This window comes from Ensifer sp. YR511, from assembly GCF_900103045.1.
Lineage (GTDB): Bacteria > Pseudomonadota > Alphaproteobacteria > Rhizobiales > Rhizobiaceae > Ensifer > Ensifer adhaerens.
Map to the genome: position 1 here is coordinate 35,938 of NZ_FNGR01000001.1, position 22,689 is coordinate 58,626.

General features: G+C 63.3%; 25 protein-coding genes and 1 pseudogene. 16 read left to right on the plus strand and 10 right to left on the minus strand.

What is annotated here, in order from left to right; translation table 11 throughout:
- The first annotated feature begins 6 nt into the window (after window positions 1–6).
- Complete coding sequence (locus BLU15_RS00160; protein WP_090293841.1) at window positions 7–438, plus strand: NUDIX domain-containing protein; 432 nt, start codon at window positions 7–9, stop codon at window positions 436–438.
- Between the two features lie 187 nt (window positions 439–625).
- Here BLU15_RS00160 and BLU15_RS00165 read toward each other — a convergent pair whose 3' ends face one another.
- The 7 genes and pseudogenes from BLU15_RS00165 to BLU15_RS00195 form a co-directional block, all read right to left on the minus strand.
- Window positions 626–943 (minus strand): TfoX/Sxy family protein, encoded by a 318-nt coding sequence (locus BLU15_RS00165; protein WP_034794374.1) that lies wholly within the window; start codon window positions 941–943, stop codon window positions 626–628.
- Window positions 936–2,564, minus strand: coding sequence for an NTP transferase domain-containing protein (locus BLU15_RS00170; protein WP_090293842.1), 1,629 nt, complete (start codon window positions 2,562–2,564; stop codon window positions 936–938). The genes BLU15_RS00165 and BLU15_RS00170 overlap by 8 nt, the downstream gene beginning before the upstream one ends.
- Window positions 2,561–3,262, minus strand: coding sequence for an XdhC family protein (locus BLU15_RS00175; RefSeq protein WP_090293844.1), 702 nt, complete (start codon window positions 3,260–3,262; stop codon window positions 2,561–2,563). The genes BLU15_RS00170 and BLU15_RS00175 overlap by 4 nt, the downstream gene beginning before the upstream one ends.
- A gap of 2 nt (window positions 3,263–3,264) precedes the next feature.
- A complete protein-coding gene (locus tag BLU15_RS00180; RefSeq protein ID WP_034794382.1) occupies window positions 3,265–3,597 on the minus strand; it encodes an XdhC family protein in 333 nt (110 codons plus the stop codon).
- Entirely contained in the window at window positions 3,594–4,889 is a 1,296-nt protein-coding gene (locus BLU15_RS00185; protein ID WP_090293846.1) for a vWA domain-containing protein, read from the minus strand. Before BLU15_RS00185 ends, BLU15_RS00180 begins: the two co-directional genes overlap by 4 nt.
- On the minus strand, window positions 4,889–5,818 hold the full coding sequence (locus tag BLU15_RS00190) for an AAA family ATPase (RefSeq protein ID WP_060520752.1): 930 nt from the start codon (window positions 5,816–5,818) through the stop codon (window positions 4,889–4,891). Before BLU15_RS00190 ends, BLU15_RS00185 begins: the two co-directional genes overlap by 1 nt.
- 124 nt (window positions 5,819–5,942) lie before the next feature.
- A pseudogene (locus tag BLU15_RS00195) lies at window positions 5,943–6,469 on the minus strand (flavin reductase family protein).
- 261 nt (window positions 6,470–6,730) lie between these two features.
- On the opposite strand from BLU15_RS00195, the gene BLU15_RS00200 reads away from it, so the two are divergent.
- The 7 genes from BLU15_RS00200 to BLU15_RS00230 all read left to right on the plus strand — a co-directional run bounded on the left by BLU15_RS00200 (window position 6,731) and on the right by BLU15_RS00230 (window position 12,702).
- A complete protein-coding gene (locus tag BLU15_RS00200) occupies window positions 6,731–7,822 on the plus strand; it encodes a branched-chain amino acid ABC transporter substrate-binding protein (protein WP_060520750.1) in 1,092 nt (363 codons plus the stop codon).
- Entirely contained in the window at window positions 7,819–8,826 is a 1,008-nt protein-coding gene (locus BLU15_RS00205) for a P1 family peptidase (protein WP_162731996.1), read from the plus strand. The genes BLU15_RS00200 and BLU15_RS00205 overlap by 4 nt, the downstream gene beginning before the upstream one ends.
- A 76-nt stretch (window positions 8,827–8,902) precedes the next feature.
- The gene (gene rpe / locus BLU15_RS00210) at window positions 8,903–9,580 is read left to right on the plus strand and encodes a ribulose-phosphate 3-epimerase (protein WP_034794395.1); all 678 of its coding nucleotides are present in this window, start codon (window positions 8,903–8,905) and stop codon (window positions 9,578–9,580) included.
- Window positions 9,577–10,320: a DUF2259 domain-containing protein gene (locus BLU15_RS00215; protein ID WP_090293847.1), complete on the plus strand. Its 744-nt coding sequence runs from the start codon at window positions 9,577–9,579 to the stop codon at window positions 10,318–10,320. Before rpe ends, BLU15_RS00215 begins: the two co-directional genes overlap by 4 nt.
- Entirely contained in the window at window positions 10,317–10,877 is a 561-nt protein-coding gene (locus BLU15_RS00220) for a hypothetical protein (protein WP_090293849.1), read from the plus strand. Before BLU15_RS00215 ends, BLU15_RS00220 begins: the two co-directional genes overlap by 4 nt.
- A 63-nt stretch (window positions 10,878–10,940) precedes the next feature.
- Window positions 10,941–12,242 carry an adenylosuccinate lyase gene (purB, locus tag BLU15_RS00225; protein WP_060585098.1) on the plus strand — a complete coding sequence of 434 codons (1,302 nt, stop codon included), beginning with the start codon at window positions 10,941–10,943 and terminating at the stop codon, window positions 12,240–12,242.
- A gap of 154 nt (window positions 12,243–12,396) precedes the next feature.
- Entirely contained in the window at window positions 12,397–12,702 is a 306-nt protein-coding gene (locus tag BLU15_RS00230; protein ID WP_034794416.1) for a PilZ domain-containing protein, read from the plus strand.
- 98 nt (window positions 12,703–12,800) lie between these two features.
- On the opposite strand, the gene BLU15_RS00235 is transcribed toward BLU15_RS00230, so the two are convergent.
- A complete protein-coding gene (locus tag BLU15_RS00235) occupies window positions 12,801–13,616 on the minus strand; it encodes a DUF2189 domain-containing protein (protein WP_034794419.1) in 816 nt (271 codons plus the stop codon).
- Between the two features lie 260 nt (window positions 13,617–13,876).
- Here BLU15_RS00235 and BLU15_RS00240 point away from each other — a divergent pair, with 260 nt between their 5' ends.
- Together BLU15_RS00240 and BLU15_RS00245 are read left to right on the plus strand one after the other, a co-directional pair.
- On the plus strand, window positions 13,877–14,431 hold the full coding sequence (locus BLU15_RS00240; RefSeq protein ID WP_034794640.1) for an RBBP9/YdeN family alpha/beta hydrolase: 555 nt from the start codon (window positions 13,877–13,879) through the stop codon (window positions 14,429–14,431).
- 178 nt (window positions 14,432–14,609) lie between these two features.
- The gene (locus BLU15_RS00245) at window positions 14,610–17,132 is read left to right on the plus strand and encodes a sensor domain-containing protein (RefSeq protein ID WP_090293851.1); all 2,523 of its coding nucleotides are present in this window, start codon (window positions 14,610–14,612) and stop codon (window positions 17,130–17,132) included.
- 59 nt (window positions 17,133–17,191) lie between these two features.
- Here the strand turns inward: BLU15_RS00245 and BLU15_RS00250 are convergent, their stop codons facing one another.
- On the minus strand, window positions 17,192–17,506 hold the full coding sequence (locus BLU15_RS00250; RefSeq protein WP_034794424.1) for a DUF1476 domain-containing protein: 315 nt from the start codon (window positions 17,504–17,506) through the stop codon (window positions 17,192–17,194).
- A gap of 332 nt (window positions 17,507–17,838) precedes the next feature.
- Here BLU15_RS00250 and purC point away from each other — a divergent pair, with 332 nt between their 5' ends.
- From purC to BLU15_RS00270, 4 genes are all read left to right on the plus strand, one after another.
- Entirely contained in the window at window positions 17,839–18,603 is a 765-nt protein-coding gene (gene purC, locus BLU15_RS00255) for a phosphoribosylaminoimidazolesuccinocarboxamide synthase (RefSeq protein ID WP_034794646.1), read from the plus strand.
- Window positions 18,604–18,620: 17 nt separating this feature from the next.
- Window positions 18,621–18,863 (plus strand): phosphoribosylformylglycinamidine synthase subunit PurS, encoded by a 243-nt coding sequence (gene purS, locus BLU15_RS00260; RefSeq protein WP_034794427.1) that lies wholly within the window; start codon window positions 18,621–18,623, stop codon window positions 18,861–18,863.
- 168 nt (window positions 18,864–19,031) lie between these two features.
- On the plus strand, window positions 19,032–19,703 hold the full coding sequence (purQ, locus tag BLU15_RS00265; protein ID WP_060600734.1) for a phosphoribosylformylglycinamidine synthase subunit PurQ: 672 nt from the start codon (window positions 19,032–19,034) through the stop codon (window positions 19,701–19,703).
- Window positions 19,704–19,757: 54 nt separating this feature from the next.
- Window positions 19,758–20,165 (plus strand): hypothetical protein, encoded by a 408-nt coding sequence (locus BLU15_RS00270; protein ID WP_090293853.1) that lies wholly within the window; start codon window positions 19,758–19,760, stop codon window positions 20,163–20,165.
- Window positions 20,166–20,259: 94 nt separating this feature from the next.
- Here BLU15_RS00270 and BLU15_RS39365 read toward each other — a convergent pair whose 3' ends face one another.
- Entirely contained in the window at window positions 20,260–20,466 is a 207-nt protein-coding gene (locus BLU15_RS39365; protein WP_034794438.1) for a DUF1127 domain-containing protein, read from the minus strand.
- Window positions 20,467–20,596: 130 nt separating this feature from the next.
- Here BLU15_RS39365 and BLU15_RS00280 point away from each other — a divergent pair, with 130 nt between their 5' ends.
- Window positions 20,597–22,015, plus strand: coding sequence for an aminotransferase-like domain-containing protein (locus tag BLU15_RS00280; protein ID WP_060600737.1), 1,419 nt, complete (start codon window positions 20,597–20,599; stop codon window positions 22,013–22,015).
- 92 nt (window positions 22,016–22,107) lie between these two features.
- Window positions 22,108–22,689, plus strand: a complete 582-nt coding sequence (locus BLU15_RS00285; RefSeq protein ID WP_034794442.1) for an acyloxyacyl hydrolase — start codon at window positions 22,108–22,110, stop codon at window positions 22,687–22,689.

Genomic DNA, 22,689 nt, shown 5'->3' on the forward strand with positions numbered 1-22,689 from the left:
GAAAGGATGGGCCAGCCGGGCATCGATTTTCCGGGCTTCGGCTGCGGACTTGTCATCGTGCGCGATGGCAAGATTCTGCTCTACAGGCGCGTCAATGCGCCTGAGGCCGGGCATTGGAACATCGTCGGCGGCAAGGTCGATCACATGGAGCGTTCGCAGGCTGCGGCCTGCCGCGAGGCCGAAGAAGAATCCGGCCTCAAGATTGGCTCGACCGAATTCCTCTGCCTCAGCGAACAGGTGATCGACGCTGACCGCCAGCACTGGATCTCTATGATCTATGTGACCCGGGATTGCTCAGGTGAACCTCAACTCACCGAACCGGACAAGCTTTCCGAATTCGGCTGGTTTAGCCTCGACGCCCTGCCCCAACCGCTATCCCGCTTTACCGCCGATGCCGCCGATGCCTTGCGCAGGCATGAACAGGGCGTCGCCGCATAGCAGCCGCCCACCGGGGCCGGTGTTCTTCGTACGTCCCTCGTTCTGTGCATTGCTGGTGCCGCTGTCGGCGGCGTTCCGCGGGCACCAACGGATCCGGCCGATGTCACTTGGGCGCGCCGATGGGAAACGTGGTGATCGTGTCAATATTTTCATCTGAGGCGCAGCTGCCGCGCATAGGCTGGACGGCCTACTTCCTGGAGCGTAGCGCCGCCTCATAGGCAAGCCGCACCCACCGCGCCATCTCGTCCGGATCATCGAATGCGTCGTCCGGAATGCTCCAATAGGGCATCTTCACCGGCTTGCCCTTGCCGTCATAGGCCCATTGCCGCGAACCGGCCGCCTCCAGCGCCGGCGCTGTTTGCTCGTCGCCCTTCAGCAGAATTTCGCCATCGACCTCAAGGGCGAAGATCACACCCTGGCAATAAATGCCCTTGCCGCCGAACATCCGCTTGATGGTCACCGGCCCGAGGACCGCGAACATGTCTTCGATTGCGGCATTATCCACGCGTCTGTTCCTCCAAGATACCGCCGGCGGCGACGATCTGTTCCGGCGTGTCGAGATCGAGGCGCGCCGCCGCGCCGAGTTCGACATCGATGACCGGCAGCCCGCTCTTTTCGATAATGTGCCTTGCACCAACGTCTCCGACCAGTTGCTTGATCGCCGAAAATGTCTGTCGCGGCAGGATCACCGGATTGCCGCGCTGTCCGCCTGCGGTCGCGCGGATGATGGAGCGGCCACCTTCGGCGACGAAACGTTCGATGAGCCGGCACAGATCGTCGCCGGTTATCCCGGGCATGTCTGCAAGCATCACCAGCATGCCCGGCGCCCGCGCCCCGACTGCCGAAAGCCCGGCCGTCAGCGAAGAGGCCATGCCCGAAATGTAGTCGGGGTTGGAAACGAACGTCACCGGCAGCCCTTGCAGCGCGTGGCGGATATCGGCCTCGCGGTGGCCGGTCACGACGCTGACCTTGCCCGGAGCGGCCTTAAACGCGGCTTCGACGCTGCGGCGCACGAGCGGCACGCCATCGAAAGTTGCGAGAAGTTTGTGCCCGCCGTCAGCGCCCATACGGCTGGCCCGGCCAGCGGCCAGAACGACGACTGAAACCGAGCCGGATGACAACTCCGTTGCATGTTCGCGTGGCTGCGGCCGGGTCGGGATCTCACTCAACAAGCCGCCGACGCCAAGGCCGGTAATATCGTCGAAGCTCGGCCACTCGCCGGCGAGGATCCGGTCGAGGATCCAGTCGAAACCATTCTCGCGCGGGCTGCGGGCGCAGCCGGGTGCACCGATGACCGGCGTTTCGCCGACGCGGCCGAGAACGAGAAGATTACCGGGGTCAACAGGCATTCCCACATGATCGACCACGCCGCCGGCCCGCCGGATCGCCGCCGGAATGACGTCTTCGGGATCGGCGACCGCCGAAGCGCCGAAGACGATCAGCAGGTCGTGCGTTGATCGCATTTCGGCGATCGCCGCCCCCACGGCGTCTTCGCTATGCGCGACGCGCCGTTCGGTGAAGAGTTCGCTTCCGGCCTGTCGCAGCCGCGCCGCGAGGATGGCATGGGTCTTGTCCATGACCTGGGATTTGAGGTTCGGCAACTCCGTTGCTATCAAGGCCGCGCGACGCGGCGCAAACGGCTTGACCTCGAAGGCGCGATGGTCGCGCAGAAGCCTCTCCGCCTGCTCGACGAAGGCGCCGGCGACCGCAAGCGGGATGATCTTGATCGTTGCGACCATATCGCCGGGCTGCACCGGCATATGGTCGTCGAGACAGGCGAAGGTGATGGAGGGATCTAGGCGGTTCAAGCGATCGACAATTTCGCGGCTCGCAACGAAGAGGCCTGCGACCTCGGAATAGACGTTGACGCGGCCGGTCGCTGCCCGCGAAAACCGGAGATGATCGGGGGCTATGGAAGCGGCAATGCGCGTGGCTGCCTCGTCTTCCGGGAGGTCGCCGGCATCAAGGCGGGCGGCCACCACCTCCACGACGCCTGAAGCGGTCAAAGCGACGATGTCGGCGGCTGTGACCCGGTGCCCCTTCGGCAGCCTGGCATCACCGACCTTCACCGCATGCGCGAGCATCGCGCCCTCTGCTTCTGCGACCTTGATCGGGCCGAACCTCATACTCCACTCCCTGCGGAAGCAACGTCCCGCCGTCGCAGCGCCTCGATGATTTCGGCGAGGATCGCAACCGCGATTTCGGCAGGACTTGCCGCGCCGATATCGAAACCGATCGGCGCACGGATGCGGGCCATGTCAGCATCGGCGACACCCGCATGCCGCAGTCTTTCGATCCGTGTGGCATGTGTCTTGCGGCTGCCGAGCGCACCGACATAGAAACAACCGGCCGACAGTGCCGCCCGGATCGGTTCGTCGTCGATCTTCGGGTCATGCGTCACGGCTGCAAGTGCCGTGAAGCGGTCGAGCGGTCTGAGTTTCAGGGCGTCCTCCGGCCAATCGGCGATGAGGTCGACGCCGGCAAAACGTTCCGGCGTGGCAAAGGCCGTACGCGGATCGATGATGGTCATGTCGAAGCCGGCAACGGGCGCAAGCTGCGCCAGGGCCTGTGAAATATGCACCGCGCCGATGACGAGGATGCGCGGCGGCGGCAGGTAGACATTGAGGAAGAAGGAGCCCTGCCCGGTTTCGACGATCCCGGCTCGGCCGGACCGCAAGGCACGGGCAACGGCTTCGCGCCAGGGTTCTGGACAGTCGTCGCCTTCGAGGTAGACGCGGACACCACCGGTAAGATCGCTGGCGGTGACGGCGGCGCGGCGGGCCGCGCGCGCAAGATTGAGTGTTTCCAGGATCGCCCGTTCCATTGTCAGCCGTTAACCCGTTCCACGAGGACCCGGATCCGGCCGCCGCAGGAAAGCCCGACGCGCCAGGCGGTCTCGTCCGCGACGCCGAAGTCGAGAACGCGCGAGGTGCCAGAGGCGATCACGTCGGCCGCTTCGGTGATGACCGCGCCCTCGACGCATCCTCCCGAAACAGAGCCCTGAAAATTGCCCTCACTATCGATCACCAGATGGCTGCCGACCGGCCGTGGCGCCGAGCCCCAGGTCTCGATCACCGTTGCGATCGCCACCCGGCGCCCTTCCTTCAGCCAGGCTTCGGCGATGTCGAGCGGATCGAGAACATTGACTGCCTGCCTCATGCCTGCCACCTCCCATGCGCGCCGGTCACCGTGGCCCGGCCAGGATCAAGGAACCGCCGCGGGTCCGCCTGGCGGGAGCGCTGCCCGGACAGCGCCTTCACCAGTTCGCCAATTGATTCAAGATTGTGCACGGCCCGGAATTCGTCAACATGCGGCAGCATCGCCCGCACACCGCGCGCCCGCGCCTCGAAGCCGTCGAAGCGCAGCAGCGGGTTCAGCCAGATCAGCCGCCGACAGGATCGGTGCAGGCGGTCGATTTCGATTTCGAGATCGGCGACGTCATCGCGCTCCAGACCGTCGGTGATCAGAAGCACGATCGCGCCCTGCCCGAGCACGCGCCGCGACCAGCGCCGGTTGAACTCATGCAAGGTCTCGCCGATGCGCGTGCCGCCGGACCAGTCCTTGACCGCAGCGACGCAGTCGTCGATCGCCGCATCGGGATCACGATTGCGCAATTGGCGCGAGACATTGGTCAGCCGCGTTCCGAAGAGGAAGGTATGAACGCGCCGCCGTTCCTCGGTCAGCGCATGCAGAAAGTGTAGAAAGATGCGGGTGTACCGGCTCATCGAGCCGGAGATGTCGGCGAGCACGACAAGCGGCGGATGAACGACGCGCCGCTCCCGAAACCTCGGAAGGATCAGTTCGCCGCCAAAGCGCATGGCGTCGCGCATGGTGGCGCGCGGGTCGATGCGGATCTGACGCTTCGAGGGGCGGAAGCGGCGCGTGACGACGCGGTCCATCGGTAGCGTCAATGCCGAAAGCGCGCGCTTGGCCTCGGCAAGCTCGGCAGCGCTCATCTGCGCGAAGTCGGCCCGGCGCAAAAGCTCGCGACCGGAGACCGTGAAACGTGCATCGACTTCGATCTGCGGCTCGTCGCGCGGCGGTCGATCGGCCTCGTGGCCAGAAAGCAGCGCGTCGCTGACGCGGGTCTCGCCTGCCCGGCGCTGCTCCCGTTCGCTCTCGCGTTCCGGCGCCAGCGGCGACATCATCGCGATCATTTTTTCGACGAGACCGCGCGACCGCCAGAACAAGCGAAACGCCTCGTCGAAGACCGGCTGGTCCTCGTGACGTTTGACGAAGACGCATTGCAGCGCGGCGTAGAACGCGTCCCGTCCACCGATCCCGATCAGCGCCACCGCATCGATGGCGTCGGCGATGGCGCCTGGCCCGATCTTGATGCCGGCGCGCCGGAGCGCGCGCGCGAAGAAGACAATATTGTCGGCAAGCCGTCCGTCGCCTGGCGCGGATGGCGGGGGAACATCGTCCCTGTGCTGTTCCCGCGCCTCCGTCATCAGCTTGCCGCCAGCAATTCCGCCTTGACCTCGGAGAGCAGCTTTCGCCCCTCTGCCCCCTCTATCCTGGCGATGTCGTCCTGGTATTTGAGTAGGGTGCCAAGCGTGTCGGCGATCGTCTCTGGATCGAGCGCCAGCCGGTCGAGTTCCGTCAGCGCCGTTGCCCAGTCGATGGTTTCGGCAACGCCCGGGTTCTTGAAGAGGTCGATCGTGCGCAGCCGCTGCACATAGGCGATGACTTCCCGTGACAAGGTGGCATTGCAGCCGGGAACCTTGCGGCGAATGATCTCCAGTTCCTGCGCCGCCTTGGGATAATCGACCCAATGATAGAGGCAGCGGCGCTTCAGTGCGTCATGGATCTCGCGGGTGCGATTGGTGGTGATGATGACAACAGGCGGTTCGTCCGCCCGGATCGTACCAAGTTCCGGAATTGTCACCTGGAAATCGGACAAAACTTCCAGCAGGAACGCCTCGAAGGCTTCATCTGTCCGGTCGAGCTCGTCGATCAGGAAAACGGGCGCACGTCCCGAATTGGAGGAAATGGCCTGCAGAACCGGGCGGCGGATCAGGAAACGTTCGGAGAAGATGTCGCTTTCGACCCGCTTGCGGTCGACCTTGCCGGATGCTTCCGACAGGCGGATTTCGAGCATCTGCGCCGGATAGTTCCACTCGTAGACCGCCGAGGCGACGTCGAGACCTTCGTAGCATTGCAGCCGGATCAACGGCCGGTCGAGCGCCTTGGCCAGAACCTTGGCGATCTCCGTCTTGCCGACGCCGGCTTCGCCCTCAAGAAAAAGCGGGCGCTTCATCCGGAGTGCAAGAAACAGCACCGTCGCCAGCGCCGTGCCGGCGAGATAATCATGTGCCTCCAGCAGTGCCATCGTCTCTTCGATGGACTGTGGCAGGCCCGTTGCCGCCTGTGTCGCCATGTCTCCTCCACCACGGCCCGAATCGATCGCTGGATGCTGGAAGGGGGCAAAATCCACCGGCCAACTCAACGACTTAGAGCGATCTTCTCATGTTGCGATGAGCAGTCGACCGCTGAGTAAAAACTTATAGCGAGTGGTATCCGCGGTCCACATAAATGAGCGGCGGGCGGGACGGCCCGATCGCGACGTCGACAACCTCGCCAAATAGCACCAGATGCGTGGCGATCGTCTTCACCTCGACAAGACGGCAATCGAAAGCGGCGGTGGCATTGACGAGGATTGGCGCACCGGTTGTAAGCCGCGTCCACTGTCCGAGCGCAAAACGCAGATCCATGTCGAGCTGGTCGCGGCCGGAGAAGCCATGGGCAAGCGCCCGGTGCTCGTCGCCGAGCAGGTTGAGTGCAAAGCTGTCGCTGCGCGTGAAGATATCGTTGCGCGGATTGGCGCCGTTCAGGCAGACGAGAACCGTCGGCGGGCTATCGGAAACCGAGCAGGCCGCAGTCACAGTGACGCCGCGCCGCTCGCTGCCGTCAGCGGCGGTGATGATCTGCACGTGACCGGCCAGGCGGCTCATCGCGTCGCGATAACTGATAGGGTCCAGCCGGGTCTTCTCCAACACATCTTTCTCCGGGCGATGTCAGGCACATACATAGACGCTGGCGGAAAATATGAAACCCGCCGGAGGGAGAATCTTGCACATCTGCGACGTGGCCTTGACGCAGATTGAACCTTCTTCGCCAGGAGCGGCATCTTTTCCTTTGACGCCGGGAGGCACATCCTTAAAACATGCGGCAACGACCGTGCCTCGCGTCTGACGCGAGCGGCAACGGAACAGGAAGCTGTGGTGGCTCGCCGTAGGACTTTGCCCCGGATCGGTTCGGTCGGGAAAGCTTGCGGCGGCGGAGTAAGTGAATGCGTCGATCCATTGTCAGCAGCCTTATCCTTGCCGGACTGGTACAGGCAACGCCGGCTTTGGCGGCCGGCATCAAGGTGGCGGTCGTGGCGCCTGTGGAAGGTCCGTTCGCGCCGCTCGGCAAGCAGATTGTCGACGGCGCCGGCTTCAAGGCCGGTGATCGCGGCAGCGAGATCGTCGTCATTCCCGAGACCTGCGATACCGCCGGCAGCGAGGCACTGACCAAAGCGCTGCTTGCCGCAGGTGCCGAGGCCGCAGTCGGCTTTCTCTGCACCGAAAGCCTGGATGCGGCGCTTCCGGCACTGACCGAGGCGGGCTTGCCGGCGATCACGCTCAGCGTGCGCTCCGATATCCTGATGGAAGACGCGCTCAAGAACAAATGGCCGCTCTTCCGCCTCGCACCGAGCGGCAATGCCGAGGCCACGGCGATCGTCGATGCCATCGTCAACCGCTGGAAGGACAAGCCCATCGCGCTCGTCGACGATGGCACGATCCACAGCCGGGAACTGGTCGAGGCCGTGCGCGCAGCACTCGCCGAAATCGGCATGACGCCGGTCTTCAGCGACACCTACCGGCCGGCGCAGGAGCAGCAGATCAACCTCGTGCGGCGCCTGGTGAAAAGTGGTGCAACCCACGTCTTCACCGGCGGCGACCGGCAGGATACCGCCGTGATCGCCCGCGATGCCCTTGGCGAAGGCGCGAGCCTTACCTTGCTTGGCGGCGATGCCTTGAACGCGGCCGATCTCACTGTCCCGCTTGCCGATGGCGTGCTTGCGGTAACGCTGCCGGATGCGGCGCAGTCGCCGGAGGGCAAGCCCTTTGCCGACGAAATGCGCGCCGCCGGCATCGAGCCGGAAGGCTATGTGATGCCGGCTTTCGCCGTGATGGCTTTGCTGGAGGAAGCCAAGGACCGGGCAGCACAGGACGACAAGTCGCTGATCGAAGCGATCGCCGGCAAGGGGCCCTACCCGACCGTTCTCGGCCTCACCGCCTTCAACGCTGGGCACGAGCGCGCCGACAATCCCTACCGTTTGATGCAGTGGCAAGGCGGCCATTTCGCGCCCGCGGCCGCTGAAGGAGCCGCCCCATGATGCGTCCCGGACCGCTGAACCTGATCACCGATGTCAAAGGTCTGACGGTCGGCAACGCCGAGGACCATCGCCTGAAATCCGGCGTCACCGCGATCGTCTGCGACCCGCCGGCGACGGCTGCGGTCCAGGTCCTGGGCGGTGCGCCGGGAACCCGGGAGACCGACCTGCTCGATCCGCACAATACGGTACAGACGGTCGATGCGCTCGTTCTTTCCGGCGGTTCGGCCTTCGGGCTCGATGCGGCGTCCGGTGCTCAGGCGGCGCTCAGGGAAATGGGTCGCGGCTTCGCCGTCGGCCCACACCGGATACCGATCGTACCGACGGCGATCCTCTTCGACCTCATCAACGGTGGCGACAAGGATTGGGGCCGCTTCCCGCCCTATCGCGAACTCGGCTTCGAGGCCGTCGGGCGGGCCGGCGCGACATTTTCGACCGGTTCGGCAGGCGCCGGCACAGGCGCGCTGACCGCGAGCCTGAAGGGCGGTCTCGGTTCGGCATCCACGGTTCTGCCGAACGGTTTCACCATCGGCGCCCTCGTCGCCGTCAATGCGCTCGGATCCGCCACCGTCGGCGACACCGGGCATTTCTGGTCTGCGCCCTTCGAACTGGAGAGCGAGTTCGGCGGACTTGGCCTGCCCCACCCGATGCCGGCCGATGCGGCCGACATCCGCATCAAGTTCCGCGACCGCCAGGCCGCCGTGGCCAATACAACGATCGCGGTCATTGCGACGGATGCGGTGCTGACGAAGGCCGAAGCCAAGCGCCTGGCGATTGCCGCCCATGACGGCTTCGCCCGCGGGCTCTGGCCGGCGCACACGCCGCTCGACGGCGATCTGATCTTCGCGCTTGCGACCGGCGCCAGCGGCAAGACGCCGACAACAGAGGATTTCATCGATCTCGGCGCCGTTGCAGCCTCGACCATGGCGCGCGCGATCGCCCGCGGCGTCCACGACGCAACGCCGGCGGAAAACGATCTCATGCCCTGTTGGTCAGAGCGTAGCTGACGCAGCTTTGATCGCAGGCATGTTGTTTGCGGGGCTCGGCGGTGCTATTCCCGCGGAAAACACGCTGGAGTGCGCCATGACCCACCCTATCCGCATTGCCCCGTCGATCCTGGCGGCCGATTTCTCCAAGCTCGGCCAGGAGGTTCGCGATGTCGTCGATGCCGGCGCGGACTGGATCCATCTCGATGTCATGGACGGTCATTTCGTGCCGAACATCACTTTCGGCCCGGATGTCATCAAGTCTCTGCGCCGCTACACCGATGCGACGTTCGACTGCCACCTGATGATTTCGCCGGCCGACCCGTTCCTCGAAGCCTTCGCCAAGGCCGGCTGCGATATCCTGACGGTTCACGCGGAAGCCGGTCCGCACCTGCACCGCTCGCTGCAGACGGTCCGTTCGCTCGGCAAGAAGGCCGGCGTGTCGCTCAATCCGGCAACGCCAGAAAGCGCGATCGAATACGTGCTCGATCAGCTTGACCTGATCCTCGTCATGACCGTCAATCCGGGCTTCGGTGGGCAGAAGTTCATCGACGCCACCGCGGAAAAGATCCGTCGCATCAAGGCGATGATCGGCGATCGACCGATCGAGATCGAAGTCGACGGCGGCATTGCGCCTGAAACGGCAGCCATTGCCACCGGCGCCGGCGCCAATGTTCTCGTTGCCGGCTCGGCGATCTTCAAGGGCGGTTCGGTCGAGGCCTATCGCTCGGCGATCGAAGCGATCCGTGCGCCGGCCGAGAAGGCTTATCGATGACGACACGCGCGGCAATTTCCGGCCTTTGTTGCCTGGCCGCGGCCGCCACTGCGTCGCCGGCGCTTGCTGGCGACTATGCCGCGCTGCAGCCGATCGGCTTTTCCGCCGATGGCAATGTCTTTGCCTTCGAGGAATATGGCGTTCAGGACGGCTCCGGCTTTCCCTATTCGACCATCTATGTGATCGACACGCGCAATGACAGCTTCCTGCCGGGTGCACCGGTGCGCGCTGTCAGTCGCGAAGATGGCAGCCCGCTGTCGAAGGCGCGCCATGAAGCCCGCCGTCGGGCTGCGCCCCTGATCGATGCCTATCGCCTGGCCGATGCGCCCGGGTTGCTCGCAGCCTTCAACCCGATCACGGAAGCCAACGCCAAGCCGCACTCGCTGACCTACGATGCCTTTGCAGCCGATGAAGCGTTCCGCGAGACCTATACGGTAACGCTCGAGGAAAAGACCTTCGAGCCGGACGGCATCTGCAAAGACTTCCTGAAGGAAGCCAAGGGTTTCCGTCTGTCGATGACGATGAAGGCGGGCGCACCGGCAAGCGACGCGCTTCAGGACGACAGCCGCATACCGGAAAGCCGCCGTTGCCCCACCGGCTACCAGGTCGGCGGCGCCATCACCCACCGCAACGACGACGGTTCGGAAACCCATGTGATCATGGTGCTTGTGAAGTCGCTCGGCTTTGAAGGCACGACGGACGGGCGCTGGATCGCGGTCCCGACGCGGATCGCGAAATGAACGAAGCGGCCGCCAGCGTCGAAGCGAAAGCAGGGCCTGCGGCGGTCGGTGCCCGGAAGCGGACCCGCCTTGCCCGGTCCGTGCCGAGCGTTCCGTTGCTGCTCCTTGGCGCACCCTTGTGGAGCGCGTCGATGACGCTATCGGCGTGGTTTGCGCTGTGGCTGCGGGAACGGGACGTGACCTTTCATCTGGCCGAACTTCTTTGGGTCTTCGGGGCCGGCGCTTTGCTCGCCTGGCCGCCGGCGCTGTTTCTCGCCCGCTTCGCGGCGATCGGACGCGGAGTAGAAACGCGTTTCGCGGCCTATCTCTTCTTCCTTTCGCTCGGCACGATCGGGATGACGGCATTGCTCTTTGCCCTCGACTACCGCGAGTTCTATGCGCAGTGGCACGCCCCGATCGGAACCACGACCTGGCTCTTCCAGTTCGCCTTTACGACGCTGATCGCCTTTTACCAGTTTCTCGTCATGGGCCTTCGCCTCTATTTGCCGATCGGCGGTGTTATACTGCTCGCCGTCTGCCTGTGGCTGGCAAGCGATCACCGTGCGCAACGGCGTTGAGCTTCGCGGCTATCTTTGCTAGAGGCACGACCATCCCTCCACTGACGACGAAAGCTTAAGCCCATGATCCCCCGTTACTCCCGACCGGAAATGGTGGCCATCTGGTCGCCGGAAACGAAATTCCGCATCTGGTTCGAGATCGAGGCCCACGCCTGCGATGCGCTTGCCGAAATCGGCGTGATCCCGAAGGATGCTGCGCGCACGATCTGGGAAAAAGGCGGCGCTGCCACTTTCGACGTCGCCCGCATCGACGAGATCGAGGCCGTCACCAAGCATGACGTCATTGCCTTCCTGACGCATCTCGCCGAATTCGTCGGCCCGGACAGCCGCTTCATCCACCAGGGCATGACCTCGTCCGACGTTCTGGATACCTGCTTCAACGTGCAGTTGGTCCGCGCGACCGACCTGCTGCTGGCCGACCTCGACAAGCTGCTCGAAGCGCTGAAACGCCGCGCTTTTGAACACAAGGATACTGTGACGATCGGCCGTTCGCATGGCATCCATGCCGAGCCGACCACCTTCGGCGTCAAGCTGGCGCTCGCCTATGCCGAGTTCGACCGCTGCAAGCAGCGCCTGCTGGCCGCACGCGAAGAAGTCGCCACCTGCGCGATCTCCGGCGCCGTCGGCACTTTCGCCAACATCGACCCGCGCGTTGAAGAACACGTAGCCGAGGCGCTCGGGCTGAAGCCGGAACCGGTTTCGACCCAGGTCATCCCGCGCGACCGCCATGCCATGTACTTCGCCACCCTCGGCGTCATTGCCTCGTCGATCGAGCGCCTGGCGACGGAAGTCCGTCACCTGCAGCGCACCGAAGTGCTCGAAGCGGAGGAGTATTTCTCGCCGGGCCAGAAGGGCTCGTCGGCGATGCCGCACAAGCGGAACCCGGTTCTGACCGAAAACCTCACGGGTCTCGCCCGTATGGTTCGCGCCTTCTCGATCCCGGCCATGGAAAACGTTGCGCTTTGGCATGAGCGCGACATTTCGCACTCCTCGGTCGAGCGCATGATCGGCCCGGATGCAACGGTGACGCTCGACTTCGCGCTCGCTCGTCTGACCAGCGTTATCGACAAGCTGCTCGTCTACCCCGAGAACATGATCAACAACATGAACAAGTTCCGTGGGCTCGTGCATTCGCAGCGCGTGCTGCTGGCGCTGACGCAGGCCGGCGTGTCGCGTGAGGACGCCTACCGCCTCGTGCAGCGCAACGCCATGAAGGTCTGGGAACAGGGCAAGGACTTCCTCGAAGAACTGCTCGCCGACGCGGAAGTCCGTGCGGCCCTTTCTGAAGAAGATATCCGCGAAAAGTTCGATCTCGGCTATCACACCAAGCACGTCGACACGATCTTCAAGCGCGTCTTCGGCTGAGGTTCTGCGCTGAGCGGACGGCCGTAGGCCTTTGGTTTTTGTTGCCATGCCCGCATTTGGAGCACATCGCTCAAATGCGGGCATTTGCGTTAGCAGGAAATTCACGCATTGCGTGCAAAGCTCAGGGCCTGTCAATCCAGGTTCTGAGGATCACATGGCCTACAAGGACAGTGTCGAGCGGGCGACGCAGCGCACGCAAACGAAAATTACAGGTACGGTGACCGTCAAGTCCGGCTCCAGCAGCGGCATCGTCAAGGACCTTTCTGCCGAGGGCATCTGCTTTCAGCTGCTCTTCGACATTGGCGCCAAGACGGGACAGGAAGTGACGATCAGAAGCGAGGAACTCGGCTTCCTGACCGGCATGGTGCGCTGGTATCGCGGCGACAAGATCGGCATCAAGCTCAACCTGTCGTCCAACACCGCGGCGCAGATCTCATCTTACTACAAGCATTTTCGCTAGGCCGAGATTTTCGGCAACACGCCACAAGCGCCGCAGGTCGATCGACGTGCGGCGCTTTTTTTATGAGCGGTTACATTCGCGCCTTCGGCTGTCGGCGATCAGTGTGAACGCGCGCGCGGACCGGGCTCCACCATTTTGCGATAAAGGTGCCAGGTGGCGTGTCCGAAGATCGGCATGATGACGGCGAGGCCGACGAAGACTGGGATCGAGCCGATGACCAGGCCGGCGGCGATAATGAAGCCCCAGACGGCGACGGGCACCGGGTTGACGAGCGTTGCGCGAATGGAAGTCTCGACCGCCGACACGGCGCCGACGTCCCGATCGATCAGCAACGGAAACGACACGACGGATGTCGCCAGAACGATGACGGCGAAGACGAAGCCGACAGCGTTGCCGACGAGGATCAGGTTCCAGCCCTGGTCAGTGCCGATGATACCGTTCCAGAAGGCTGCAATCGAATCCGGCGGTTCCGCCCCGAAGATCTGCACATAGAGCGCCTGGGCGACGAGCAGCCAGATGATGAAGACAACGAACAGCATGGCGGCGACGGCCATGATCGACGGCAGCGCCGGAGAGCGGTGCAGGCGAAGGGCGTGCGGCCAGGAGTAGTCCATGCCGAGTTCTCGCCGTCGGCTGATTTCATAAAGCCCGATCGCAGCGACTGGGCCGATCAGAGCGAAGCCGGAGACAAGAGGATAAAGCAGCGGCAGCATGTTGGCGCCAGCGCTCCAGGTGATCAGAACGACACCGGCGATCGGGTAGATCAGGCAAAGAAAGACGTAGTGCGATGGTTTCTCGCGAAAATCGTCAAAGCCCAAGCGTAAGGCGTCGAATACATCCGCGACGCCAATCTTTTTTATTCCGGGATGGGCGACACTCGCGTCCGCTCCCGACAGGACATGGAATGTTGTCATGGCTCACACTCCTCAACGAACCAGAGCGGCCACGGAACAAAGATGCGACGAACCAAGCCGCACCATCCGCGACCGTCCCTTCGATTATACAGAAAATGCGACCGCTGTCGCCTGCCGCCTCTCGCAACGTTAAGCGGCCTATTGGAACGCGAACATCGGGCTCGTCGGGCAGGCTCCCATGGGTGGCTTCGAGGCCCTGACGCACGGGTAATGCTGAAGGTCTTGACTTCCGCGCCTTTCAGCGCCACATCGCGGCCACCATGAAAGTATCCGACGCTCATATCCTCATCGTTCCAGGCTACACCAACTCCGGACCGGAGCACTGGCAGACCCGCTGGGAGCGCAAGATGTCGACCGCACGCCGCGTCGAGCAGGCGGAGTGGGCAAAGCCTGTCCGCGAGGATTGGGTGGCGCGCATGATCGAAGAGGTCAATGCGGCGGAAAAGCCTGTGGTCATCGTCGCCCATTCGCTTGGCGTCGCAACCGCCGTGCACGCGCTGCCCCATTTCACCAAGCCGATCGCCGGCGCCTTCCTGGTGGCACCTCCGGATGTTGCCAATCCGGCGATCCGTCCGAAGCATCTGATGACCTTCGGTCCCTACCCGCGCGATCCGCTTCCCTTCCCGTCGCTGATGGTCGCCAGCCGCAACGATCCGTTCGGTTCCTACGAGCATGCGGACGACATCGCCAACGCCTGGGGTTCGCTGCTCGTCGATGCCGGAGAGTCCGGCCACATCAACACCGAGTCCGGCCACGGGCCGTGGCCGGAGGGAACGATGGTGTTCGCCCAGTTCTTGAGCCGGCTTAAACCCTGACGCGCCCGATCAACCTGTCGACGCCTTATTAATCCGACGTTCATTGTCCGCGGTCATCATCGCCGGCACGACGCGACTCGTATCATGATGGTGACGAGCGCTGTCGAACCTTGATCTGCGCCGGCATTGACCGGATCGTTCCGCTTGGTTGCTCGGCCGCAGATACTGGACATGGGAAGTGGCCGTAAACGAACGTCTCACCAAAGGTGCGCAAGGCGCACCGGCGCATCCGGATGCTCTGACGCAGGCCAACCTGGAACGGTTGCCGGCAGGCGCCGTCATTGTCGATGCGCACGGACGGATCCTGGCCGCTAACGTCCTTGCCGGAGAAGTGTTCGGCCGCACGCTTGTACAATTGCGACACGCCTTTCTGAATGACTTCGTGGCGGAAGAGGACCGGTCGCGCGTGCCGCCGCGCGCCACATCGACGGTCGCCGAGACGATCCATTTCCTTGGTCCCGACAGCTCCGTGCCGATGCTCGTTGCCTGTTCGCCGGTACGGTTCGCGGATGAAGCCGCCTCGCTGCTTCTGATGTTGCCGGCCGATGACTTCGTCAACGAGATCGCCGGATTGCGCAACGACGAGACCCGCTGGAAATATGCCCTCGACGGCGCGCTTGAGGGTGTCTGGGATCACGACTTCGAAACCGGAGACCTGTTTTACTCGGCCACCTGGAGGCGGCTTCGTGGGTTGTCCGAAGACGCCCAGGTGGATGGTACCCTTGAAAACTGGATCCAGAACGTTCACCCCGACGATCATGCGCATGTGCGCGCCGCGATCGAGCGGCAGGATTCCGGCGAGGCGATCTTCAACACTTTCGAGTATCGAGAGCGTCACGCCGACGGTCACTGGATCTGGATCGAAAGCCGCGGCGCCTCGGTTGCCTACTGGCCGGATGGCAGGCCGAGCCGCATCATCGGGACGGATACCGACATCACCGCCCGCAAGGAGGCAGAGGCCCGGCTCGAGGAGGTCTCCCGCCGACTGAGGCTGGCGCTCGGCGTCTCGAAGATCGGCGTGTTTGACTTCAATCTCGATGCACTGCGCGACGACTGGGACGAGCGCATGTTCGAGATTTATGGTCTCGACCCCGCCGATGGCGCACCAAGCTCTGAGACCTGGGAAAACTCCCTTCACCCCGACGATCGCGATGCCGTGGTCCTCAGAACCAACGAAGGCATCGCCTCGGGTAAACCCTACAGCAATGCTTTCCGTATCGTGCGCCCGGACGGTTCCGTCCGCCACATCCGCTCCAATGCCGCGACCTATGTCGATCATCTCGGAACGCGCAAGCTCATCGGCGCCAACTGGGACGTTACCGAGGACATCGCGCTGCAGGAAGAACTGCGCCAGGCGAAAGCCTCGGCCGAAGCGCGCAACCGTGAACTCGAGCAGGCGCGGATCAGGATCGAGTACAACGCGCTGCACGATTACCTGACCGACTTGCCCAACCGTCGCTACCTGGATCAGATGCTGACGGAGAATGTCGCCGTCAACGCGATCTTGCATATCGATCTCGACCGCTTCAAGCAGATCAACGATACGCTCGGACACCAGGCCGGAGACGCGATGTTGACGCATGCGGCCGCGATCCTGCGTGCCCACGCCCGCCACGACGATTTTATCGCCCGCATCGGCGGCGACGAGTTCGTCATCCTCTGCCGCCGGGACCGCGACCTGCCGCAGCTGACCGAGCTTGCCGAGCGCATCGTCCATGCCTTCCGCCGCCCCATTCCCTATGACGGTCAGCTCTGCCGCCTGGGCGCAAGCATCGGCATCGCCTTCAAGGGGGGCGAAGACATCGACGCCAAACAGCTGCTGATGAATGCCGACATCGCCCTCTATCGGGCAAAGAGCGTCGGGCGCGATCGCGTCGAAGTGTTCTCCGAGCTCATTCAAACCCAGATCCTCAACGCCAAGCGCATCGGCGACGATATTCGCCAGGCGATCGAGGAAGGGCAGTTCACCGTCTATTACCAGCCGCAGTTCCATGCGCGCTCGCTGGAGATATCCGGCGTCGAGGCGTTGGTGCGGTGGAACCACCCGGAGCGTGGCATCCTCACCCCCTTCCATTTCCTGAAGGTGGCCGAAGAGATCAACGTCCTGCCGGCGATCGACAGGAAGGTGGTCGAGCTCGCCTATCGCGACTTTCAGTCCTGGCAAAACGAAGGGCTCGGCGTTCCCAAGATCTCGGTCAACATGTCGTCGCCGCGGCTGCGCGACCCAGGATTGATCGCCGATCTGCGCGACATGCGGATCCCGCCGGGCATCCTTTCCTTCGAGCTGCTCGAGTCCATCTTCCTCGATGACCCGGAAGACGAAATCGCCGGGACCATTTCAGCTCTCGGCGACCTCGGCATCGAAATCGAGATTGACGATTTCGGCACCGGGCATGCCTCGATCATCGGCCTGCTCAACCTCAATCCGGCCCGGCTCAAGATCGACCGGGCGCTCGTTGGACCGATGACCGAAGGTGCCAAGCAGGCAAAGCTGGTGCGGGCGATCGTCGACATCGGCCACTCGCTCAACATCGCTGTCGTCGGCGAAGGCGTGGAGACCTGGGAGCACGCGGCGATGCTGCGGGACCTCGGCTGCGACGTGCTGCAGGGCTATGCGCTTGCGCGGCCGATGGATCGGCTGGAGCTGGAGCAGCGTTTGCGTCGCGGCTGGAAGCCGGTGTTCGGCGGTCCGGACAAATAAAAACCGCCCGGCCAGATGGACGGGCGGCGCTTCAATGAATGCGGCAACAGCCTTTCGGCTTACTTGCTCTGGAGCTGCTGGACGGCTTCGCCGAGCAGTTCGAGCATCCGCACGCGGATCTGCTCTTCGGTCTGGGCAACGCCTGCCGCGTCGAAATCCGCCTTGATCTTGCGAACGACGTCTTCATGGCCGGCTTCTTCGAAATCGGCAGCCACCACTTCGCTGGCATAGGCGTCGGCGTCGGCCTTGCCGAGCAGGCCGGCGGCCCACAGACCGAGCAGCTTGTTGCGACGCGCTTCAGCCTTGAACCTAAGCTCTTCGTCCATCGCAAACTTTGCTTCGAAGGCCTTTTCGCGATCCTGCATCGACGTCATCAATCAATCTCCCTGAGAATTCCATGTCTGAAATCAGTTTATCGCCATAAATCAAAACGCGGGTCAAACTGCAATGTGAACTTTTCCGGTTTGATGACTTTCATGTTACCCTTTGTGCGGTTCCTCAGATCGCATTTGATCAAGGATCAGGACATCGCCGCTTCGTGAGGCGGCAGCAACTTTGGCGCACTTTGAGAAGGCGCGCGGCGCCCCATGCAAATCAGGGGAACGGGCAGATACGCCGATTGTGAAATCGGTTCTTTTCGGCTATGGACCCCGAGAGATGTTCCACGCGCGTCCCGAGAGCGCCAACAACTACAGAGACAAAATCCATGAATCGTCGCCGCCGTATCTACGAGGGCAAGGCCAAGATCCTCTATGAGGGTCCAGAGCCGGGCACGCTCATCCAGTTCTTCAAGGACGACGCGACCGCCTTCAACAAGAAAAAGCACGACGTCATTGACGGCAAGGGTGTGCTGAACAACCGGATTTCCGAGTACATATTCACGCACCTCAACAAGATCGGCATCCCCACGCACTTCATCCGCCGCCTCAACATGCGCGAGCAGTTGATCAAGGAAGTCGAGATCATCCCGCTTGAGATCGTCGTGCGCAACGTCGCCGCCGGCTCGCTGGCCAAGCGTCTCGGCATCGAGGAAGGCACGGTCCTTCCCCGCTCGATCATCGAGTTCTACTACAAGGCCGATGCGCTCGAAGACCCGATGGTCTCCGAAGAGCACATCACCGCGTTCGGCTGGGCAAGCCCGCAGGAACTCGACGACATCATGGCGCTCGCCATCCGCATCAACGACTTCCTCTCGGGCTTGTTCCTCGGCGTCGGCATCCAGCTCGTCGATTTCAAGATCGAGTGCGGCCGGCTGTTCGAAGGCGACATGATGCGCATCGTGCTTGCCGACGAGATCTCGCCGGACAGCTGCCGTCTCTGGGACATCGAGACGCGCGAGAAGCTCGACAAGGATCGTTTCCGCCGCGACCTCGGCGGCCTCGTCGAGGCCTACCAGGAAGTCGCCCGCCGTCTCGGCATCATGAATGAGAACGAACCCGTGCGCGGCACCGGTCCGGTTCTCGTGAAGTAACTTCGGGGAAAATCAAAGTGATCAAGGCACGTGTAACCGTGACGCTGAAGAACGGCGTTCTCGATCCGCAGGGCAAGGCAATCGAAGGTGCGCTCGGCGCACTCGGCTTCGACGGCATCGGCCAGGTTCGCCAGGGCAAGGTCTTCGACCTGCAGATCGAATCCGCAGACAAGGCCAAGGCCGAGGAAGACCTCAAGGCCATGTGCGAAAAGCTGCTCGCCAACACGGTGATCGAGAACTACAGCATCTCCTTCGCCTGATCCTGCAGGCGACGGAATCGTTCCGCGTCTTCGGGCGCGGAACCAGACGTTACGAAATGCCGGAGCAGCCGCTGGTTCCATCGGGAACGCCGCTGCCATAGTCGCAGCAGATGCCAGCTCTTCGGAGCGCGCCATCAAGATTGATCTCGCCGTATCGGAGACAGAGATATGAAGTCAGCCGTCGTCCAGCTTCCGGGCCTCAACCGCGACCGCGACATGATCGCGGCCCTCACCAAGATCTCCGGCAAGGCGCCTGTCACCGTCTGGCAGACCGAGACCGATATTCCGGATGTCGACCTGATCGTCATTCCCGGCGGTTTCTCCTATGGCGACTACCTTCGCTGCGGCGCGATCGCTGCGCGCATGCCGGTCATGCAGGCGATCAAGGCCAAGGCGGAAAAGGGCGTGAAGGTTCTCGGCGTCTGCAACGGCTTCCAGATCCTCGTCGAGGCCGGCCTCCTGCCCGGCGCGCTGATGCGCAATGCCTCGCTGAAATTCGTCTGCCGCGAGATCAAGCTCGAAGTTGTCAACGCCGACACCGACTTTACCCGCGCCTATTCCAAGGGCCAGGTCATCCGTTCGCCGGTCGCCCATCACGACGGCAACTACTTTGCCGATGCCGAGACGCTGAAGACGATCGAAGGCAATGGCCAGGTGGTCTTCCGTTACGCCGAAGGCACCAATCCGAACGGTTCGATGAATGATATCGCCGGCGTCATGAACGCTGCGGGCAACGTTCTCGGCATGATGCCGCATCCGGAAAACCTGATCGAAGCCGCCCATGGCGGTTCCGACGGCCGCGGCCTCTTCGCGTCTGCGCTCGAAGTAATCGCCGCTTAACCATCCGGCTGTAGAAGGCATCCGACCCATCCCCATTTGCGAACGAGACCGTCGATGCCTTCATTTGCCCCTGCACGCCTGACCGGCCTTGCCTGCACGGCCTTCGGCCTAACGCTTCTGGCCTCGTGCCAATCGCCGAAGCCGCCGGCCCCGAGCCCGAACACGGCGGCGCTGCCGACCATGGAGCGCGTGGCGCTCGGCGCCAACAGCTGCTGGTTCAAGTCGGGCGATGCGGAATTCAAGTCTTATCGCCTGGCGCCCGAGCTCAATTCCTTCTCCGGCCGTCCGCGCATCTTGATCGTGCCGCGCAAGTCGCCGGAGGCACGCCCCCTCGCCGTCGTTCAGGCCGAGGGCAATCCGGCCCGCCTGCAGGCCTTCGGGCCGCTGATGAGCGAGCCGACGGGAACGCGCATGGCCGCAGACATCAAGCGCTGGGCCGCTGGCGGACAGGGCTGCAAATAGCCCCAAGCTGAACTTGTCGAATTGATTAAAGGGCCGGTTGACCTCAAGGTTGCCGGCCCTTTTGCATTTCGGACAGTCGTTCCGATCCGATCCGTTAACGCCAGAACGGGACAGTCGATTCCTGACGCGCGTCCTTTTCCGAAACGCCGATATCCTTGAGCTGCCACTCGCTCATCTCCTCGAGCGCCAACCGGCCGCGTCGCTTCGCCGCCAGCTCGCAATAGCGGGTCCAAAGCCGCTTCAGCAGACCCTCGCGTTCGTCCGAATAGTCGCCGCCCAGTAATGTGCCGGTGCAGCCCACGGACGTCGCTTCCAAGCGGGACAAACAAATTGTATCCATTGTACTCATTGACAACCCCAATGCAGCGATTGCTATCGTTGTCTTGGTGATAATTGACATATTTTCCGCTGTAATCTAAAGAATTGTCACTATGACAAATTGGCTCCCCGACATTCAGCAGGGTCACGGTCCGCTCTACGCACGGATCGCCGATCAAATCGAACTGGCAATTGGCAACGGGGCCTTGCCCGTCGGCGCCAAATTGCCACCGCAACGCAACCTCGCCTACGATATCGGGGTGACAATCGGCACGATCGGGCGCGCCTACAATATTGTCCGCGAGCGCGGGCTTGTGAGCGGCGAAGTCGGGCGCGGCACCTATGTGCTCGACCATCCGGAAAGCCGGCCGCCGGAGCAGTCGGACCCGCTGACGACGTCCCTTGCCGGCACCCGGCCCCTGGTCGCGCCCGTTGGCAAGCTCAGGTTCGACAGCACCGCCGCGCCGGATATCGGCCAGGGAACGGTGTTGAGCGAAGTGTTGAGCGAAATCAGTCACGAGCATCACGCCGATATTGCCAGCTACGCGCGGAACTTCCCGGATCATTGGTTCGAGGCAGGCTGCCAATGGCTGGCGCGCGGAGGGTTTCGTCCTAAGCCCGAAAACATCGTGCCGACGCTCGGCGCGCATGCGGCCGTCGTGGCCGTGATCGCGGCGGTGACCGCCCCAGGCGACCGCATCGCCTTCGAGACGCTCACCTATTCGCAGGTCAGCCGCAGCGCCGGCCTGATTGGTCGCCGCACGACGCTGGTCGAATCCGACGCCTTCGGCATGATCCCCGACGACTTCGAGCGCGTCTGCGCGCAGCAGCATCCGAAGCTCGCCTTCCTGATGCCGAGCGCGCAGAACCCGACAGTGGCCGTCATGCCGCTCGCCCGCCGCCAGGCGATCGCCGATATCGCCCGCAAATACGGCGTCTGGCTGGTGGAGGATGATCTTTACGGCGCCATGACCGGCGATCAAACGCCGCTGCTCGCCGAGCTTGCGCCCGAACGCACCTTCCTCGTCGGCGGTCTTTCGAAGTCGGTTGCCGCAGGCGTTCGCGGTGGCTGGGTCGCCTGCCCTCCGCATTTCGGCCAGCGCATCCGCATCGCCCACAAGATGGTCAGCGGCGGCCTGCCGTTCATCCTGGCGGAACTCTGCGCCCGGCTGGTGCTCTCCGGCTCGGCTGCAGCCTTGCGCAGCCAGGGCATCGAGGAGGTTCGCGCCCGCGAAGCAATGGCGCGCGAGGTCTTTGAGGGTATCGAGTTCGCGTCCCATCCCTGCATTCCGTTCCTCTGGATGAAGTTGCCTGACCCCTGGCTGTCAGGAACCTTCAAGCAGGCGGCTCTTCAGGAAGGCGTGCTCGTCGACGACGAGGACGAGTTCAAGGCCGGCCGTACCGATCGCGTCTTCCATCGGATCCGCATCGGCTTTTCCTCGCCACCGCAGCGCGCCGAGGTGAGAGCCGGATTCCAGACGCTGAAGCGGCTGCTCGACAGCGGCCGAGCCGGCTACGACAGTTTCGAGTGACGATCGAAATCGACGGGGTGACTTTCGCGCAAGCTTCCGCATCATACTGTTTTAGCAGTCTTGCGTAGATGATTCGCCCTCAAGGATTTCGCATGCCGCTATCGCTTCGCCCGGTTCCGTCCCGCCTGATTGCATCCCTTCTTTTCGTCACGACCACCTCCGTCATCGCCGCGCCGGCGGCGGCTCAAGATGGTGTCTTTGACGAAATGCGCTTCGGCGTGACGACATCGATCGCCAGCGGCGGCAAGCAGGAAGACGGCGTGTTTCCGTCGTTCACGCTCTACTTCGATCCGTTCAATGCGGACGGCGCCGCGGATCTCGGCGAAAAGCTGCTGCGTCCACGCGTCTATACCGGTGCTGCCGTGGCCACGTCGTCGAACGGCGTCAACCAGGCCTATGCCGGCCTGAGCTGGACCTTCGACATGACGCAACGCCTCTTCGTGGAGTTCGGCGCGGGCGGCACGGTTCACGACGGCGATCTCGACGATCCCAACGGTTCCGGTCCGCAACTCGGCTGCCGCGTCCTCTTCCGCGAATACGCCGCCGCGGGCGTGCGCCTCGACGAACACTGGAACGTCTCGGCGACCGTTGAACATGCGTCGCATGCCAATCTCTGCGACGGTCCCAACAACGGCCTGACACGCGCAGGCCTCGCCCTCGGCTACAAGTTCTGA